At 60.8% G+C, this 15,346-nt stretch carries 15 protein-coding genes and 1 pseudogene; 11 read left to right on the top strand and 5 right to left on the bottom strand.

The genetic code is table 11. The features are described 5' to 3' along the window. Window positions 1-139: 139 nt before the first annotated feature. On the bottom strand, window positions 140-496 hold the full coding sequence (locus tag NKJ11_RS02125) for a hypothetical protein (protein ID WP_023808564.1): 357 nt from the start codon (window positions 494-496) through the stop codon (window positions 140-142). A gap of 183 nt (window positions 497-679) precedes the next feature. Here NKJ11_RS02125 and NKJ11_RS02120 point away from each other — a divergent pair, with 183 nt between their 5' ends. After that, window positions 680-2,305 (top strand): fatty-acid--CoA ligase, encoded by a 1,626-nt coding sequence (locus NKJ11_RS02120; protein WP_352613246.1) that lies wholly within the window; start codon window positions 680-682, stop codon window positions 2,303-2,305. Window positions 2,306-2,385: 80 nt separating this feature from the next. Further along, window positions 2,386-3,171: a DUF1499 domain-containing protein gene (locus NKJ11_RS02115; protein ID WP_023808562.1), complete on the top strand. Its 786-nt coding sequence runs from the start codon at window positions 2,386-2,388 to the stop codon at window positions 3,169-3,171. Between the two features lie 13 nt (window positions 3,172-3,184). On the opposite strand, the gene NKJ11_RS02110 is transcribed toward NKJ11_RS02115, so the two are convergent. Then, the gene (locus NKJ11_RS02110) at window positions 3,185-4,183 is read right to left on the bottom strand and encodes a LacI family DNA-binding transcriptional regulator (protein WP_023808561.1); all 999 of its coding nucleotides are present in this window, start codon (window positions 4,181-4,183) and stop codon (window positions 3,185-3,187) included. A 195-nt stretch (window positions 4,184-4,378) separates the two neighbouring features. Here NKJ11_RS02110 and NKJ11_RS02105 point away from each other — a divergent pair, with 195 nt between their 5' ends. From NKJ11_RS02105 to NKJ11_RS02085, 5 genes are all read left to right on the top strand, one after another. Then, window positions 4,379-5,419 carry an ABC transporter substrate-binding protein gene (locus tag NKJ11_RS02105; protein ID WP_023808560.1) on the top strand — a complete coding sequence of 347 codons (1,041 nt, stop codon included), beginning with the start codon at window positions 4,379-4,381 and terminating at the stop codon, window positions 5,417-5,419. Window positions 5,420-5,446: 27 nt separating this feature from the next. Continuing rightward, window positions 5,447-6,484, top strand: a complete 1,038-nt coding sequence (locus NKJ11_RS02100) for an ABC transporter ATP-binding protein (protein WP_128302533.1) — start codon at window positions 5,447-5,449, stop codon at window positions 6,482-6,484. Further along, on the top strand, window positions 6,481-7,368 hold the full coding sequence (locus NKJ11_RS02095; protein ID WP_023808558.1) for an ABC transporter permease: 888 nt from the start codon (window positions 6,481-6,483) through the stop codon (window positions 7,366-7,368). The genes NKJ11_RS02100 and NKJ11_RS02095 overlap by 4 nt, the downstream gene beginning before the upstream one ends. Beyond that, window positions 7,361-8,152, top strand: a complete 792-nt coding sequence (locus NKJ11_RS02090) for an ABC transporter permease (protein ID WP_128302516.1) — start codon at window positions 7,361-7,363, stop codon at window positions 8,150-8,152. The genes NKJ11_RS02095 and NKJ11_RS02090 overlap by 8 nt, the downstream gene beginning before the upstream one ends. A gap of 74 nt (window positions 8,153-8,226) precedes the next feature. Then, window positions 8,227-9,087, top strand: coding sequence for a phosphorylase family protein (locus tag NKJ11_RS02085; protein ID WP_352613256.1), 861 nt, complete (start codon window positions 8,227-8,229; stop codon window positions 9,085-9,087). Window positions 9,088-9,106: 19 nt separating this feature from the next. Here NKJ11_RS02085 and NKJ11_RS02080 read toward each other — a convergent pair whose 3' ends face one another. Continuing rightward, a complete protein-coding gene (locus NKJ11_RS02080; protein ID WP_352613248.1) occupies window positions 9,107-10,033 on the bottom strand; it encodes an MBL fold metallo-hydrolase in 927 nt (308 codons plus the stop codon). A 117-nt stretch (window positions 10,034-10,150) separates the two neighbouring features. On the opposite strand from NKJ11_RS02080, the gene NKJ11_RS02075 reads away from it, so the two are divergent. The 4 genes and pseudogenes from NKJ11_RS02075 (at window position 10,151) to NKJ11_RS02055 (ending at window position 14,743) form a co-directional block, all read left to right on the top strand. After that, window positions 10,151-10,741: a biotin transporter BioY gene (locus tag NKJ11_RS02075; RefSeq protein WP_352613250.1), complete on the top strand. Its 591-nt coding sequence runs from the start codon at window positions 10,151-10,153 to the stop codon at window positions 10,739-10,741. Between the two features lie 289 nt (window positions 10,742-11,030). Next, window positions 11,031-12,382, top strand: a pseudogene (locus tag NKJ11_RS02070) (sugar transferase). 43 nt (window positions 12,383-12,425) lie between these two features. Next, window positions 12,426-13,700, top strand: a complete 1,275-nt coding sequence (locus tag NKJ11_RS02060; RefSeq protein ID WP_352792623.1) for a nucleotide sugar dehydrogenase — start codon at window positions 12,426-12,428, stop codon at window positions 13,698-13,700. Further along, window positions 13,700-14,743 carry an NAD-dependent epimerase gene (locus NKJ11_RS02055; RefSeq protein ID WP_352792622.1) on the top strand — a complete coding sequence of 348 codons (1,044 nt, stop codon included), beginning with the start codon at window positions 13,700-13,702 and terminating at the stop codon, window positions 14,741-14,743. The genes NKJ11_RS02060 and NKJ11_RS02055 overlap by 1 nt, the downstream gene beginning before the upstream one ends. Before the next feature lie 142 nt (window positions 14,744-14,885). On the opposite strand, the gene NKJ11_RS02050 is transcribed toward NKJ11_RS02055, so the two are convergent. Both NKJ11_RS02050 and NKJ11_RS02045 read right to left on the bottom strand, forming a co-directional pair. Continuing rightward, window positions 14,886-15,128 (bottom strand): hypothetical protein, encoded by a 243-nt coding sequence (locus tag NKJ11_RS02050; protein WP_352550762.1) that lies wholly within the window; start codon window positions 15,126-15,128, stop codon window positions 14,886-14,888. 2 nt (window positions 15,129-15,130) lie between these two features. Continuing rightward, the coding region (locus NKJ11_RS02045; RefSeq protein WP_352792621.1) for a hypothetical protein at window positions 15,131-15,346 on the bottom strand (216 nt) is incomplete at its 5' end.

The following is a 15,346-nucleotide window of genomic DNA, read 5'->3' as shown; positions in this document are numbered from 1 at the left end:
GGGCTCTCCTTGCGTCGACTTTAAGGTGTGTCGCGCAAGCGCATTGTGCAAGCCGCTATCGCCATCCAGTACGCAAAACTTGCCGGGCCGACGCCGATGGATCGCGCCTTGGAACCCTCGAGATACTTGTCGTCAGCTGTCAGGCAGCGGCCTTGAACACGTCCATGAGACCGGCATAGGCGGCAGCGATCCCGGCGACCGGGTTGCTGCTTCTCGATACGGTCTCGACCTTCAAGGAACCGCCGCCGGTAGGCAAGGTGAGCAGCAGGAACTGGCGGTTTCCGCCATCGCCGACTGACGCGGCCGCGACGTGCTGGTCCTCGCCCTGATTCTGGACGCACATCTTGAACAGCAGCGTGCCGCCGACCGCTTCCAGCGCGCCGCCGACAACTTCAACAAATTCATCTTCGGAAACAGTCTTTGTGTCCGGCACCACATCGGCCAGACTTTCGGCAAGCGTACTCTCGAGAGCCTTGTCGTCGAGCTGCGCGTCCATGCGAACCTCTTTCAGTCGCCAATCGCACCCCTTTGCCCGTTAACGAAACTTAACGCCGACGATGGCCGGATTGTGGCGGTTTTCCACCAATGCGGCGCTTGGTGGTGCTGGCGGCTGGACAATCGGCCGGTTCGCTCCACAATAGCCCGAAAAGCACAACGCAAAAGCGTGAGGGAGGACCCAATGCTGGGACTGATGCAGGAATGGCCGCTGCTTTGCCACAAGCTCATCGACAATGCCGAGCGGCAGCATGGCGTGCGCGAAATCGTGACGCGCTCGATCGAGGGGCCGATCGTGCGCACCACCTACGCCGACATCCATCGTCGCGCCCTGAAGGTCGCCCAGCGGCTGGAGCGCGACGGCTATGGGCTGGGCGACCGTATCGCGACGCTCGCCTGGAACACCGCACGCCATATCGAGGCCTGGTACGGCATCATGGGCATCGGCGCCATCTACCACACGCTCAATCCGCGGCTGTTTCCCGAGCAGATCGTGTGGATCATGAACCATGCCGAGGACAAGGCAGTCTTCGTCGACCTGACCTTCGTTCCGCTGCTCGAGAAAATCGCCGGCGCCGTAAAATCGCTGAAGCAGGTGATCGTGCTGACCGACAGGGCGCATATGCCGCCGACGACATTGCCCAACGCGGTCGCCTATGAAGATTGGCTTGACGAAGCGGATGGCGACTTCGCCTGGAAGACCTTCGACGAAAGCACCGCCGCCGGCATGTGTTACACGTCCGGGACCACGGGCGATCCCAAGGGCGTCGTCTACAGCCATCGTTCGAACGTGCTGCACGCCATGATCGCTGCCATGCCCGACGCCATGGGACTGTCGTCGCGCGATACGATCCTGCCTGTCGTGCCGATGTTTCACGCCAATGCCTGGGGCCTTGGCCAGAGCGGGCCGATGATCGGCGCCAAGCTGGTCATGCCCGGCTGCAAGATGGACGGCGCCTCGATCTATGAACTGCTCGACACCGAGAAGGTGACCTTCAGCGCCGCCGTGCCGACCGTCTGGATGATGCTGCTGCAGCATCTGGAGGAGACCGGCAAGAAGCTTCCCTATCTGAACAAGGTTGTCATCGGCGGCTCGTCCTGCCCGCGCGCGATCATGACCAAGTTTCAGCAGAACTACGATGTCCAGGTCATCCATGCCTGGGGCATGACCGAAATGTCGCCGCTCGGCACGCTGTGCACCCTGAAGCCGGACCATGCCGGTCTTGAGGGCGAAGCCCGGCTCGATGTCCAGCAGAAACAGGGCTATCCGCCCTTCGGCGTCGAAATGAAGGTGACCGACGACGACAACAACGAGCAGCCTTGGGACGGCAAGACTTTTGGCCGCCTGAAAGTGCGTGGGCCGGCCGTTGCCCGTGCCTATTATGGCGGCGCCGTGGAGCAGTTCGATGAGGATGGCTGGTTCGACACTGGCGACGTCGCCCACATCGACGCCGGCGGCTACATGCAGATCACCGATCGCGCGAAGGACGTCATCAAGTCCGGCGGCGAATGGATTTCGACCATCGACCTCGAGAATCTGGCTGTTGGCCATCCCGATGTCGCCGAGGCGGCAGCCATCGGCGTTCAGCATTCGAAATGGGGCGAACGGCCGCTGCTGGTCGTCGTCCGCAAACCGGGCAAGGAACCGACCAAGGCTGACATTCTCGACTTCATGGACGGCAAGGTGGCCAAATGGTGGATGCCGGACGATGTCGCTTTCGTCGGTGAAATTCCGCACACCGCCACCGGCAAGATCCAGAAGATCACCTTGCGCCAGCAATTCAAGGACTATCGCCTGCCGACGGATTGACGCGATGGTGCATGTTTCGGCTTCATGCCATCGCAAAAAGGCACTAAGTCTCCGTTCGGGTTGGGGCAGCACGGAAAACGATGGTTAGCATTCCTGAACGGCAAACGTCGAAGGCGGCCGGCTGGTCGCGGCGCACGGCCGCTTTTTCGTTGGTGCTGCTGCTGACGGTCTTCGTCGGCCATCGCTTCGATCTCGTCGAAACACCTGTCTTTCTGTGGGTGCTGGGCATTGTCGCGCTGCTGGCGGCGATGGCGCTGTTGTTTGCCGGGTTTGCCTTTTCGCGGCTCTGGAATTTCGGCGACCGCGGCGGTCGCGACCTGACGGTCGGCGCGCTGCTGGCACTGCTGGTGCTCGCACCCTATGGCGTCGCCGCCTACTGGGCGACGATCTATCCGCCGCTCAGGGATATCTCGACGGATTTCGACGAACCGCCGGCGCTCGACGTGAGCGACCGGAGGAAGGATATGAACGTGCTTGCGCCGTCGACGCCTGGGGAACAGCGGCTGCAGACCGATAGCTATCCGCTGGTCAGCGCACGCAGCTACGACCTGCCGTTCGAGACCGTCGTCAATGCCGTCGAAACCGTGCTCGACCGGCGCGACTGGGAGCTGTCGGAACCCTATCCCGATCTCGCCGGGCAAAGCGAGGTGACCATCACCGCCGTCGCCAAGGGCTTCGTGATCGGCCTTCCCGCCGACGTGGCGATCCGCGTGACGGACGATGGCGACACGGTCATCGTCGACATGCGGTCGGCATCCCGCTACGGCCGCTACGACCTCGGCGACAATGCGGCGCGCATCACCGAATTTCTCGCGGAACTCGACCAGGAAGTCGCCGGTCAGGTTGGCGCCGCTCCGGTCGAATGAGACCCAGGGGAGGCTATTCGCCAGGGTCGAACTCTCCTTTGAACAAGACTGTCGCGACCGGTCCAATCGGATTGGCGATCCGGCTCTCCAGGACTTCGACAAGTTTGCGTCCGACACCCGCTATGTCCACGAAATGAACGCCGATCTTCGCAGGCAGGAAGCGCGATAGCCGCGTGCTGTCCCGAGTGACAATGTGGATGTCACTCCCTGGCGCGAGACCTCTTCTGCCGAGAGCGTGTAATGCCCCCAGAAGGCCCAGTTCGTTGGCGCATGCCAAGCCCGTCGGCGGATCTGACCAGGCCAGCATGCGATCGAACCAGGCTGCGCTCGATTCCATGGTGAACATTCCATGACCGATCAGCGACTGGTCGATCGGAATACCAGCCTCGGCCATTGCCCTTCCATACCCGGAAAGACGCATGGCACTCGCCTGGTCGCCCGGAACGAGAAGTTGCAGCGCAATGCGTCGGCAGCCCTTGTCCATGAGCCGCCGGGTCGCCTCGTAGGCAATCTGTTCATTGTCGATGTCGACATAAGGATATGCTGTATCCAGGTCAGTTCTTCCAAACGCGACGAATGGCATGCCTCTATCCAGCAATAGCTTAACGCGCGGATCACCCGAGACCATGCGTGTGATAATCAGTCCGTCTGTGCTGCCCGCCTGAAGCTGTCGCTGCACACTCTCGATGGGATCATCATCGGGCGTGGTGGAGTAGATGGATAGGCTATAACCCGCTTGCCGCGCCGCCAGCGTCATGCCTTCGATTAACGGAAGCTTCAACAGATCGGACAGATGATCTTTTGTTTCCATCGGGTATATTGCTGTCATCGTCAGCGTGCGGCCAGTTTTGAGCGCGAAGCCATGATGATTTGGCACATAGCCGACCCGCTGCGCCACTTCCTTGACGCGAGCGATGGTGGCGGGATGAACCTCCGGCCCATCCTTCAGCGCGCGGGATACCGTGGTGACCGAAAGGGAAAGTTCCGCCGCGATCTGTTTCAGGTTGGTCATGTCGCCCGACCTCATTTGCGAAAGCGCCGGCTGATTTGCTGACTTCCACTACGTGACCGAATTCCACCTCACGGTCAATCCAAGCTCTCGCTAAAGCAGCTTGACTCTCCTGCAATTGGATGCAATCGTAACGTTACGATTGTCAAGAATCGGCCATTTTGAGCGCGTCTCAACAAATTCTAGGGAGGAGAACCTATGTCTTGGTTACGCATTTCCTTGACGGCATTAGCATTCTCGGCCGCCGTGCCGGTCTATGCCCAATCAGTCACCATCACGACCGCGGGCGGCGATTATGGCAACGCCATGAAGGAAGCCATGTGGGCCCCCGCTGCAAAAGAGCTTGGCTATGATGTCCGCGAGGAGACCCTCAGCGACGGCTTGGCCGCCCTGAAGATGCAGGTCACCTCGGGCGCGGTCACAACCGACGTCATTCACCTGGGCTCACCGGAGGGCGCGCAGGCCGCCGCACAGTCGCTGCTGGAGCCGCTCGACTACAAGATCATCGATCCAAAGGCCGTGCCGGATGGCGCAAAGTCCGACTACTGCTATCCGTTCGACTCCTATGGCACCGTCATGTCCTGGAACACCAAGACCTATGGCGAGAACCCGCCAAAGACATGGGCGGAGTTCTGGGATGTTGCCAAATTTCCGGGCCGTCGCGCCCTCCGCGCCAATGCACAGGACTCGATCGAGATCGCGCTGCTCTCGGACGGCGTAGCACCGGCCGACGTGTATTCCGTGCTCAGCACGCCGGAGGGCCTGGATCGCGCGATCAAGCGGCTTGAAGCGATCAAACCAAATGTCGCGGTGTGGTGGACTTCGGGAGCTCAGTCTGCGCAGTTGCTGAAAGATGGCGAGGCGGATTTGGTCGTTACCTGGAACGGGCGGGCCCAAACCGTGAAAGCGGATGGCGGCGCGGTCGATTACACGTTCAAGGGTTCCGTCATCGGTACGGATTGCCTCGGGGTACCGAAGGGGGCGCCGAACAAGGAAGCGGCCATGAAACTCATCGCGGCGATGACACAGCCCGCGCGCGTGGCGAAGCTGACCGATTTCATCGCTTATGGCCCGGTCAATCCTGCTGGCTATGAGGGTGGCCTTATTCCCGAGGACCGTCTGAAGACCCTTGCGACCGCGCCTGAAAATGCCGGCACTTCGGTGTTTTCGAATGCGGACTGGTGGGTCAAGAATGGCGAAGCTGCTCAAAAAACCTTCGATGAGATGATGGCCCGCTGAGTCTCAGCTTTAAGGCTGAAGCACATGATGAAGTCGCTCCCGATCACCATCGACAGCGTGCGCAAGACCTACGGATCTTACGTCGCGCTGGACGATGTCTCGCTCGACATTCAGGCTGGCGAATTTCTCACGCTCTTGGGGCCGTCCGGATCGGGCAAGACCACGCTGCTCATGGCTTTGGCCGGATTTGTCCGGCCCGATTCCGGTAAACTTTTGTTGGACGATCGGGACATTACCCGCTTGGCCCCCAACAAGCGCGACATCGGCATAGTCTTCCAGAACTACGCCCTGTTTCCCCACATGAACGTTCTGGCAAATGTCGAGTATCCGTTGGTGCTGCGCAAGACGCCGAAAGCCGAGGCCCGCCAGAGGGCACTCGACACTTTGGCCCGCGTGAAGCTTGAAGGTTTGGCGGAGCGCAACATTGCCGCATTGTCCGGCGGCCAGCGCCAGCGGGTGGCGTTGGCGCGGGCGATCGTCTTTGAGCCACGCGTGATGCTGATGGACGAGCCGTTGTCGGCGCTCGACAAGAACCTGCGCGAAACCATGCAGTACGAGATCCGGCGTCTGCACGATGATCTGGGGATCACCACCATCTATGTGACGCATGACCAGCGCGAAGCGCTAATCATGTCCGACAGGATCGCGGTGATGAATTCCGGCCGCATCCAGCAGATCGATACGCCACAGCGGATCTATGATCGTCCATCGACCCGCTTCGTCGCGGAGTTCATGGGCGAGGCCAACATTGTGGCCCCGGGCTCGGCGCGCAGAATAGACGGCGCCGATGCGTCACGCGAAGCTCTGATGATCCGCGCGGAATGCTTCCATCTTGATGCGAAGCTCGTCGGGCCAGACGGGGTGGCCCTTGAGGGAACGCTGCGCGCCAAGGCGTTTCGTGGCGAGAACTGGCTTTTGACGCTGGCGCTTGACGGCGGGCAAGAGATACTTGTCTGCATTCCGGCGGCGCTGGCCAGCGGCTGCGCCGAACTAGCCGCCGGTCAGCGGGTGACCGCCTATGCACCAGCAGCGAAAGTTCACGCGATACCGGGAGTGGTAGCGTGACCGTCCTTGCCGATCCTGCGCTCGCGGCAGACGCGCGACGCGAGCGGCGGTTCTTCCTCTCGCTTTCACTGCCTGCGCTGTTCATCGTCGGACTGGCGGCGATACTGCCTATCCTATGGATCATCCGGCAATCCTTCCTGACCACGGGGGGCGAGTACACCGTCGGCAACTACGAGAAGGTGCTTTCGAGCGGGCTGACATGGTCGGCACTGGTCACAACCCTTGAACTGTCCCTGGGCACGCTGGCGATCTGCATTCTTCTCGGTACTCCCCTGGCGCTCGCCCTGGCCAGCGCCAGACCAAGGGTGGCCAATTTGCTGATGGCCTTCGTCATGCTGCCGTTGTGGACCTCCATTCTGGTGCGCACCTATGGCTGGCTCGTGCTGTTGCGGCGCGATGGCCTGATCAACGCAACTTTGACGGGTTCAGGCCTGACAGCTGAGCCATTGCCGCTGGTCTACAATTTCACGGGAACGCTGATCGGCATGGTTCACTACATGCTGCCGCTTTTTCTGCTGCCCGTTTATGCGGCGATGCGCGATATCGATGCAAACCTCGTCCGCGCGTCGGCGAGCATGGGCGCCACTCTCGGGCAAACGATCCGCACGGTCATCCTGCCGCTTTCGGCCGGCGGCATCTTCTCGGGTTCGATCATCGTCTTCATTTACACCATAGGGTTCTTCATCACGCCCGCGGTGCTTGGCGGCGGCAAGGTAAATCCCCTTTCCACCCGGATCGAGCGCACGCTATCGACCTTCCAGGATTGGGGCTCGGCGAGCGTCCTGGGCATTCTGCTCCTCGTTCTTATGGCGTTGGTGGGGGTGATGTTCCTGGCTGCGCGGCGGCTCATTGCCGGACGCAGCATCGGCACAGCCCATGCTTGAAGCCTATCCAGACAGCAGGCTGGCCCGCATCCTCCTGTGGAGCTTTTGTGCGCTCGTTATGGCGTTCCTGATGCTGCCGACGCTCGTCGTCGTCCCGCTCTCCTTTTCGGCGTCCAATCTTCTCGAGTTCCCACCGCGCGCATACTCGTTGCGCTGGTACGAGACTTTCTTCGGTTCGGCGACATGGATGGCCGCACTCAGGACGAGCCTGATCCTCGGCACATTGACAGCGATGATCACAGTGCCGCTGGGGCTTCTGGCCGGCATCTCGATCAACCGGCTCGGCGGAAAGGCCGCCGTAACCATTCAGGGCGTTCTGCTCACCCCGTCCATTGTGCCGGGGATCCTGCTCGCGATCGGTCTCTTCTTTGTTCTGGCGGCGCAACGTCTTGTCGGAACGCTGTTCGGTGTCCTGGTCGGACATGTGGTACTAGCCATTCCGGTCGCGTGCATTGTGTTGTTGCCCGCCTTGGCCCGCTTTGACTGGAACCAGGTTCAGGCGGCGCGCAGTCTGGGCGCAAACTGGGCGAGAGCCATTGGCGGAATAATTGTCCCCCAACTTCAGATCAGTCTGTTGTCGGCCACACTGATGGCCTTCCTGACCTCGCTAGACGAATCCGTCATTTCGATCTTCGTCGCGAGTGGTCAAAACAGCACGCTGCCGAAGCTCATGTTCCTGTCGCTGCGCGATCAGATCGACCCGACCATCGCGGCGATTTCGACCTTGTGGACCGTCATCGTCGTGGTCGTTGTCCTGGTCGTGACCCTTCGCCAAAAATCCTAAGCGAGACTGAAAACATGCCCAACAATCATCATGCAGCCGACGATCTGGCCGATCATTCAACGGACATACCCCAAGTGGGGTTGGCGATCATCACCGGATCGGCGAATTGGGGTCTCGCCTTTCCGGAAGATGTCGAAGTTGATGGCGTCCGCACCTTGCAGCGAGACATGAGTTTCCAAACGCCTTTCGGTCCCAGCGACAATTGGAAGCTGCTCGAATTCGATGCATCTATTACCGTCGAGGGCAAAACGAAACGTGCCCTGTGCATGTATTCGCACGGCAATCCCCGAGACCATATCGACCATTCCTGTCATCGCCGCGCGTTCTGGGTCTTGATGAAAGCGGGTGTAAGGCAAGTGCTGGCCTGCTCGACTGTTGGCGCCGTCAACAAGGCGATCCAGCCCGGCGACATAGTCGTAAACGCCGATATCATCGAACTGTCGCAGACCCCGTTTTCGCTGCTGCCTGGCCGCCAGAGCTTCGACTGCTCGGGCAAGCAGATCGTATGTCCAAGATGTGCGGCATTGTTGGCCGAGACCGCCCGGCGCCATTGGCCAGCCGAATGCCGCGTCCATGGCATCGAGCAGCAGTTGGTGGCTGCCCACTGCTACGGGCCGCGACTGACAACTCCCGCCGAAGCTCTGGCATATCGAAACATGGGAGCGGACGTGCTCAACCACTCGATCGCCCCTGAGGCCACCTTATCGCGCGAGATCGGCGCCTGTTTCGTGCCCCTGGCGTTCGTCACGGCCGGTTTCAACGACTATATGGACCGCGAGCGCCAGAAATTGCTGCAGGAGCACGTGCTGCCGAGCCTCTCCATGACAGCCTCGCGGGTTGCGCTGGAGACCGCGGCACGTCTTCCAACGGATCCCGAATGCTCTTGCCAGGGCTTGAAGTCGCCTCAGCCAGCAGAGCGCTCCAGCCGGTTCTAGAGCGAATGGCGCCGATAGCTTAGCCAGCCGGCGTGAAAATGCCGTCGATGGCCGGTGCGGCATCGGTCACAACCAGGCCGCGCGCCGTCAGATCCTCGAGATGGGCAAGCACCGACAATCCGGCGGCGCCATGCAGCCGCGGGTCGGTGTCCCTGTAGATCGCCTTGACCATATCCACGATCGTCCGGTCGCCCTCTTTGACCCGCTCCAGGATGGCACGCTCGCGCATCTTGCGATGCGTCTTCAACCCGCGCATGAAAGCCCGCGGTGCTGTCACCGGCCCGCCATGTCCGGGCAACAGCAAGCGGTCCCCGCGTTCGATCAAGCGATCCAGCGAGGCCATGTAGTCGGCCATCGCTCCATCCGGCGGGGCGACGATGGAGGTTGCCCAGGCCATGACATGATCGGCCGAAAACAAGATACCGATTCCTTCCAGCGCGCCAATTCTTTCCAGCGCGAATGCCGCATGATTGGCGGTGTGGCCCGGGGTCAGAACCGTCCTGATCGACCAGCCGTCGCCGTCGACCACCTCGCCGTCGGGCAGGGCGACATCAGGGACGAAACCCGTGTCGGCACTGGCATCGAGCGCATTGGTCTCGCCGATATGCAGGGCTCTTGCCGGCCGGTGCGGCCCCTCTGCCAGCACGAGGGCGCCGGTGCGCTCTTTCAGCCGGGCCGCCAGCGGGGAGTGGTCGCGATGCGTGTGGCTGACGAAGATATGGCTGACCGGCCGGTCTGCGATCACGCCGAGCAGGGTCCGCAGATGCGCCTCGTCATCCGGCCCCGGATCGATCACCGCCAGCGTATCGCGGCCAATTATGTAGCTGTTGGTGCCGTGAAAGGTGAAAGGGCTTGGATTGCGGGCCGTGATGCGCTGGACATCGGGCGCGACGTTCACCCCCTGGCCATAGAAGGGGTCGAAGCCGGTATCGAATTTCAGTGCCATGCATCGGTGCCTTGTTTCGGGAAACGGCAAAACCGATTGCCGCATAACACGCAAGCCAATATAGGAGGATGTGAGGCCGCGAACATCGGTGTGCGGCAATCGGATTGGGGAAATACCATGGCAATTGCAACTACGATGCGTCCGCTTGTTTCTCTGGCTCTGCCGCAAAATGGCGCGGCGCGGCTGGCAACGCAGCTTTTCCTGGCCATCGCCGGAACGCTTGTGCTGACCCTGTCGGCCAAGACCAAGGTTATGCTCGGGCCGGTCGACATTTCGATGCAGACGCTGGCCGTGCTGCTGATCGCCGCCGCTTTCGGCATGCGTCTCGGCGTCGCCACCCTGCTGCTCTACATGGCGGAGGGCGCCATGGGCTTCCCCGTCTTCCAGAGCACGCCTGAAAAGGGTCTCGGCATTGCCTACATGCTCGGCTCGACCGGCGGTTATCTCGCAGGCTTCGTGGTCATGGCGGCAATCGTCGGCTGGGCGGCGGATCGCGGCTGGGACCGCCATCCGATCAAGCTTTTCAACGCCATGCTGGTTGCCGAGGTCGTCATGATGGCGATGGGTTTCGCCTGGCTGGCGGCGCTGATCGGCCCGGAAAAATCGTGGCAGTTCGGCGTCGTGCCGTTCATCGTCGGCGACCTGATCAAGGTGGCTCTCGCGGCAAGCCTGGTGCCGGCCGTCTGGACGCTGCTCAAGCGCGGCTGAAGCGCGCGATCGAAGAAACGGCCAGGGGCAATCAAGCCACTGGCCGGAGCGGCGTGACTGGCCGATTTCCGGTCTGGTGTCCGCCAACCTCGATAGATTGTCGGTTATATCGCCCTAGACGCTGCGACATCTTCAGTAATGATCATTAAGCCGCTTTATTAGCCCAGGCTTTTCAATTCCCGCACTGTTGATCTGAGAAATAGATGCTTGCTGGCGCAGCCGCGCTGTCGTAGCTCTTGGTCTTCGACTGTATCGAATCGCCGGGGGGCGAGACGTCCGATTCGTTGTTGTGAGCGATCAGGTCAGATGCACTATCGCGCTGGTCTGTCGCCGACACGGCAGCTTCGGGGAAGGGGGGAAGACGTTGAATGTCGCAGCGTCGACTATTGTCGGAAGCCGGCACTTCCTGTTCAGGATTCGGTTTCAACTGCTTGGCGGACTGACATTCGCGATTTTTGCGCCGGCGATCATCCGGATTGTCTTCAATCCTGAATTTATCTATTCGGCCAATCTTCAGGTCACGGTGGCAGCTGCGGTCATCGCGCACCTTGTGGGCTTCTTGTCCTATCGCCGCATCGGAAATTTCCCGGGCGTGGCCGCGGCAAGTTACATCTTGCCGACATTTGCCCTGTCCTATGGGGCTGTTTTCCTGACCATCTTCTTTTTTCGGTTCGAGTACAGCCGGTTTCAAGCCGCCGCCAGTTTCACGCAGTCCACGCTCTGGTATTTCGGCCTGAGCCTGTTGACGCGGCGTCTCGATCCGTACCGGCTCGTCGTGATTCCCGGCGGAGATGTCGAGCGCCTCAAGACGTTACCGGGTGTGCATTGGTTTTGGATCAAGTCGACCAGTACGATAATCGAAAGAGCCAGCGGCGTGGTCGTTGATCTGCGTGCCGATCTTGGCGCGGAATGGGAACGATACATCGCGGATCGGGCCCTTTCGGGAACGCCCGTATACCACGTCAAGCAGGTCAGCGAGTCGCTGACCGGTCGGGTCGAGATCGAGCACCTGTCGGAAAACACGCTTGGTTCACTCAATCCGAACCAAGCCTATCTCAAGATCAAGCAGGCGGTCGACTGGGTCTCGGCACTTGTCTTGATTTTCGTTCTTTCCCCCGTTCTGGCGTTGATAGCGCTGCTGATCCGGCTGGACTCCGATGGTCCCGCGCTGTTTCGCCAGCAACGCATGGGCTACCGGGGCAAGATCTGCACGGTCTACAAGTTTCGCTCGATGCGCCAGCACTCTGGCGCCGGCAGCGACAAGGAGAGGGCGATCACCAGGCGCGATGATGATCGCATCACCCGAGTCGGGCGTTTCCTGCGAAAATCCAGGATCGACGAACTGCCGCAGGTCATCAACATCCTGCGTGGCGAAATGAGTTGGATCGGACCGCGACCGGAAGCTGTCGTGCTGTCACAGTGGTACGAGGCTGAGCTGCCATTCTATCGCTACAGGCATATCTTAGGCCAGGCATAAGTGGGTGGGCACAAGTAAATCAGGGGCATGTGGCTGCCGTCGATGACGTTATGGAAAAATTGCACTATGATTTCTATTACATAAAGAAATTTTCGCCTTGGCTGGACGTTTTGATAACTCTCAAGACAATGAAAACGAGGCTTACCGGCTTTGGTGCGAGATAACCAATGCGAAGCATGGCTCTGGAATAGCAAGCGCAGGAAGCAGATGGATCTCGCCTCCAGGAAAATAGCGATCATCGGGCTTGGCTATGTCGGCCTGCCGCTGGCGGTCGCCTTCGGTGCCGGCAGGGATGTCGTCGGTTTCGACATCGACCAGTCGAGGGTGGACGCGCTGAGGCGTGGCGACGACCATACGCTGGAAGCCAGCAGCGATGAGATCAGTGCTGCGTCGCGGCTGACATTCACCACCGACAAGGCCGATCTGCGCGATTGCGGGATTTTCATCGTCACGGTTCCGACGCCGATCGACAGGGCCAATCGTCCGGATCTGAAACCGCTGATCATGGCATCGACTTTGGTCGGTGAGGTCATATCGCCAGGCGCGGTGGTGATCTTCGAATCGACGGTCTACCCCGGCTGCACGGAAGAGGTGTGCGCTCCGCTGATCGAGAAGCATTCGGGTCTGCGTTACAATGAGGGGTTCTTCCTCGGCTACAGTCCCGAGCGCATCAATCCGGGCGACCGCGAGCATCGGCTGCAGACGATCGTCAAGGTCACCAGCGGCTCCACGCCGGAAGCGGCGGAAGCCATCGATGCGCTCTACGCGTCGATCGTGCCGGCGGGCACGCACCGTACCTCGAGCATTGCGGTCGCCGAAGCGGCCAAGGTCATCGAGAACACCCAGAGGGACCTCAACATCGCGCTGATGAATGAGCTGTCGCTGATCTTCGGCAAGCTGGGCATCGACACCTCCGAAGTGCTGGAAGCCGCCGGCACCAAATGGAATTTCCTGCGCTTCACGCCTGGTCTCGTCGGCGGCCACTGCATCGGCGTCGATCCCTACTATCTCACCCACAAGGCCCAGGAACTCGGCTATCATCCGGAGGTGATTCTTGCTGGCCGCCGTATCAATGACGGCATGGGCCAGCACGCGGCGGATCAGACGGCCCGCCTGATGATGCGCAAGGGAATACCTGTCGTTGGCAGCCGGATTCTGGTGATGGGCGCGGCCTTCAAGGAAAATTGTCCGGACCTGAGGAATTCCAAGGTCGCCGATATCGTTGCCCAACTGAAGGAATACAATGCCGGCATCGACATATGGGACCCCTGGGTCAACGCGCAGGAATGTGCGCGTGCCTTCGGCATAGCCAGCATGAAGGACATTCCCGATCAGCGCTATGACGGCGTTATCGTGGCCGTCGGCCACTGGCAGTTCCGCGCGCTGGGCGTCGACGGCCTGCAGGCCCTTTGCAAGACCCCGGGCGTCATCTACGACATCAAGGGTCTGTTCCCCAGGCATGTTACGGATGGGCGCTTCTGATGAGGGTTCTGGTCACCGGCGCGGCCGGCTTCATAGGGTATCACGTAGCCAAGCGGCTGCTGGAGCGCGGTGACGAGGTCGTCGGCATCGACAACGTCAACGACTACTACGATCCGCAGATCAAGGAGGCGAGGCTGCGGCTCCTGGACGAGGCGAGCCGCAACACCAATGCCGGCTATCATTTCATCCGCGGCAATCTCGCCGACAAGAGCGTGGTCGACGCCTGCTTTGCCGACCATGCATTCGACCGGGTGATCCATCTCGCCGCCCAGGCCGGGGTTCGCTACAGCCTGGAAAACCCGCATGCCTATGTCGAAAGCAACATCGTCGCCTACACCAACATGCTGGAGGCCTGCCGCAACAGCGCCGTCGCGCACCTGACCTATGCCAGCACGTCGAGTGTCTACGGCGCCAACACCGACATGCCGTTTTCCGAGCATCGTCCGGCCGACCATCCGCTGCAGTTCTACGCCGCGACCAAGCGCGCCAACGAGCTGATGGCGCACAGCTACAGCCATCTGTTCCGATTGCCGACGACCGGGCTTCGCTTCTTCACCGTCTATGGTCCCTGGGGTCGCCCGGACATGGCGCTGTTCCTGTTCACCAGGAACATCCTGGCCGGCGCGCCGGTCAAGCTGTTCAACAACGGCAATCACACGCGCGACTTCACCTATGTCGATGACATCGCCGAAGGCGTGATCCGCGCCAGCGACAGCCCGCCCACGGGCAATGCCGCCTGGGACTCCAGCCGTCCCGATCCGGCCACGAGCAGCGCCCCCTGGCGCATCTTCAACATCGGCAACAACAACCCGGTGAAGCTGACCGCCTATGTCGAGGCGCTGGAAAACGCGCTGGGCCGCAAAGCCATCGTCGAACTCTTGCCGCTGCAGCCCGGCGACGTGCCCGATACCTTCGCCGACACCTCGGCGCTGGAGCAGGCGGTCGGCTACCGCCCGACGACGACAGTGACCGAGGGCGTCGGGCGGTTCGTCGAGTGGTACCAGGCGTATTTCGGGCGGGATAAAGCTTCGACATCAAGCTGAGGCGCCGGCCACTCCTCCCAAGCTGGTAGAGTAAACCCGCCGCCCCATTTTCGAAGCGACGGGCTCTCGCCCACCCCATACCAGTCAATGCAATTTAGATGCCAACTTTTTTGACCCGCTATGGGGCAAAGCCGTCGCCAACCTACCCAGCCGTAGGCGGCAGCACTGGCCCAGTAGTGTTCCACCGGATGAACTCGACTTCCTTCCCGGTGACTTCCCGCACCGCCTTTAACAGTACCTCATGCAAGACGCGCGTCTGCCTGTAGTGATCGCAATGCGGAGATATGAACGGCTTGACGATGCTTAGGTGCAGCGCTTCTGCTGCCATCAGAAAGCGCTCGATTTCAGCCTTCGATAATTGCTTTGACGGCTTTGACCTAGCCATTGCTAACCCCTAAACCGCTCGGTGTACCAGGTGATCTTCCCCCCGACCTTTATCGGCTTGTGAACCACTAGGCGCTTTGGCAAATGCTCAGGATGCACCTCTAGAAGAGTGATCTTGATCTGTGGCTTGCATCGGCTGCAATCGAATTTCAGCGAAAGCGGATCGACGCCGCCCCCGTAGACCATCATCAAATCGACCGATCGGCAGTAGCGAACATT

The organism is Mesorhizobium sp. M0243, from assembly GCF_040321775.1.
Taxonomy (GTDB): domain Bacteria; phylum Pseudomonadota; class Alphaproteobacteria; order Rhizobiales; family Rhizobiaceae; genus Mesorhizobium.
This window is presented reverse-complemented; position numbering and strand designations above follow the sequence as displayed.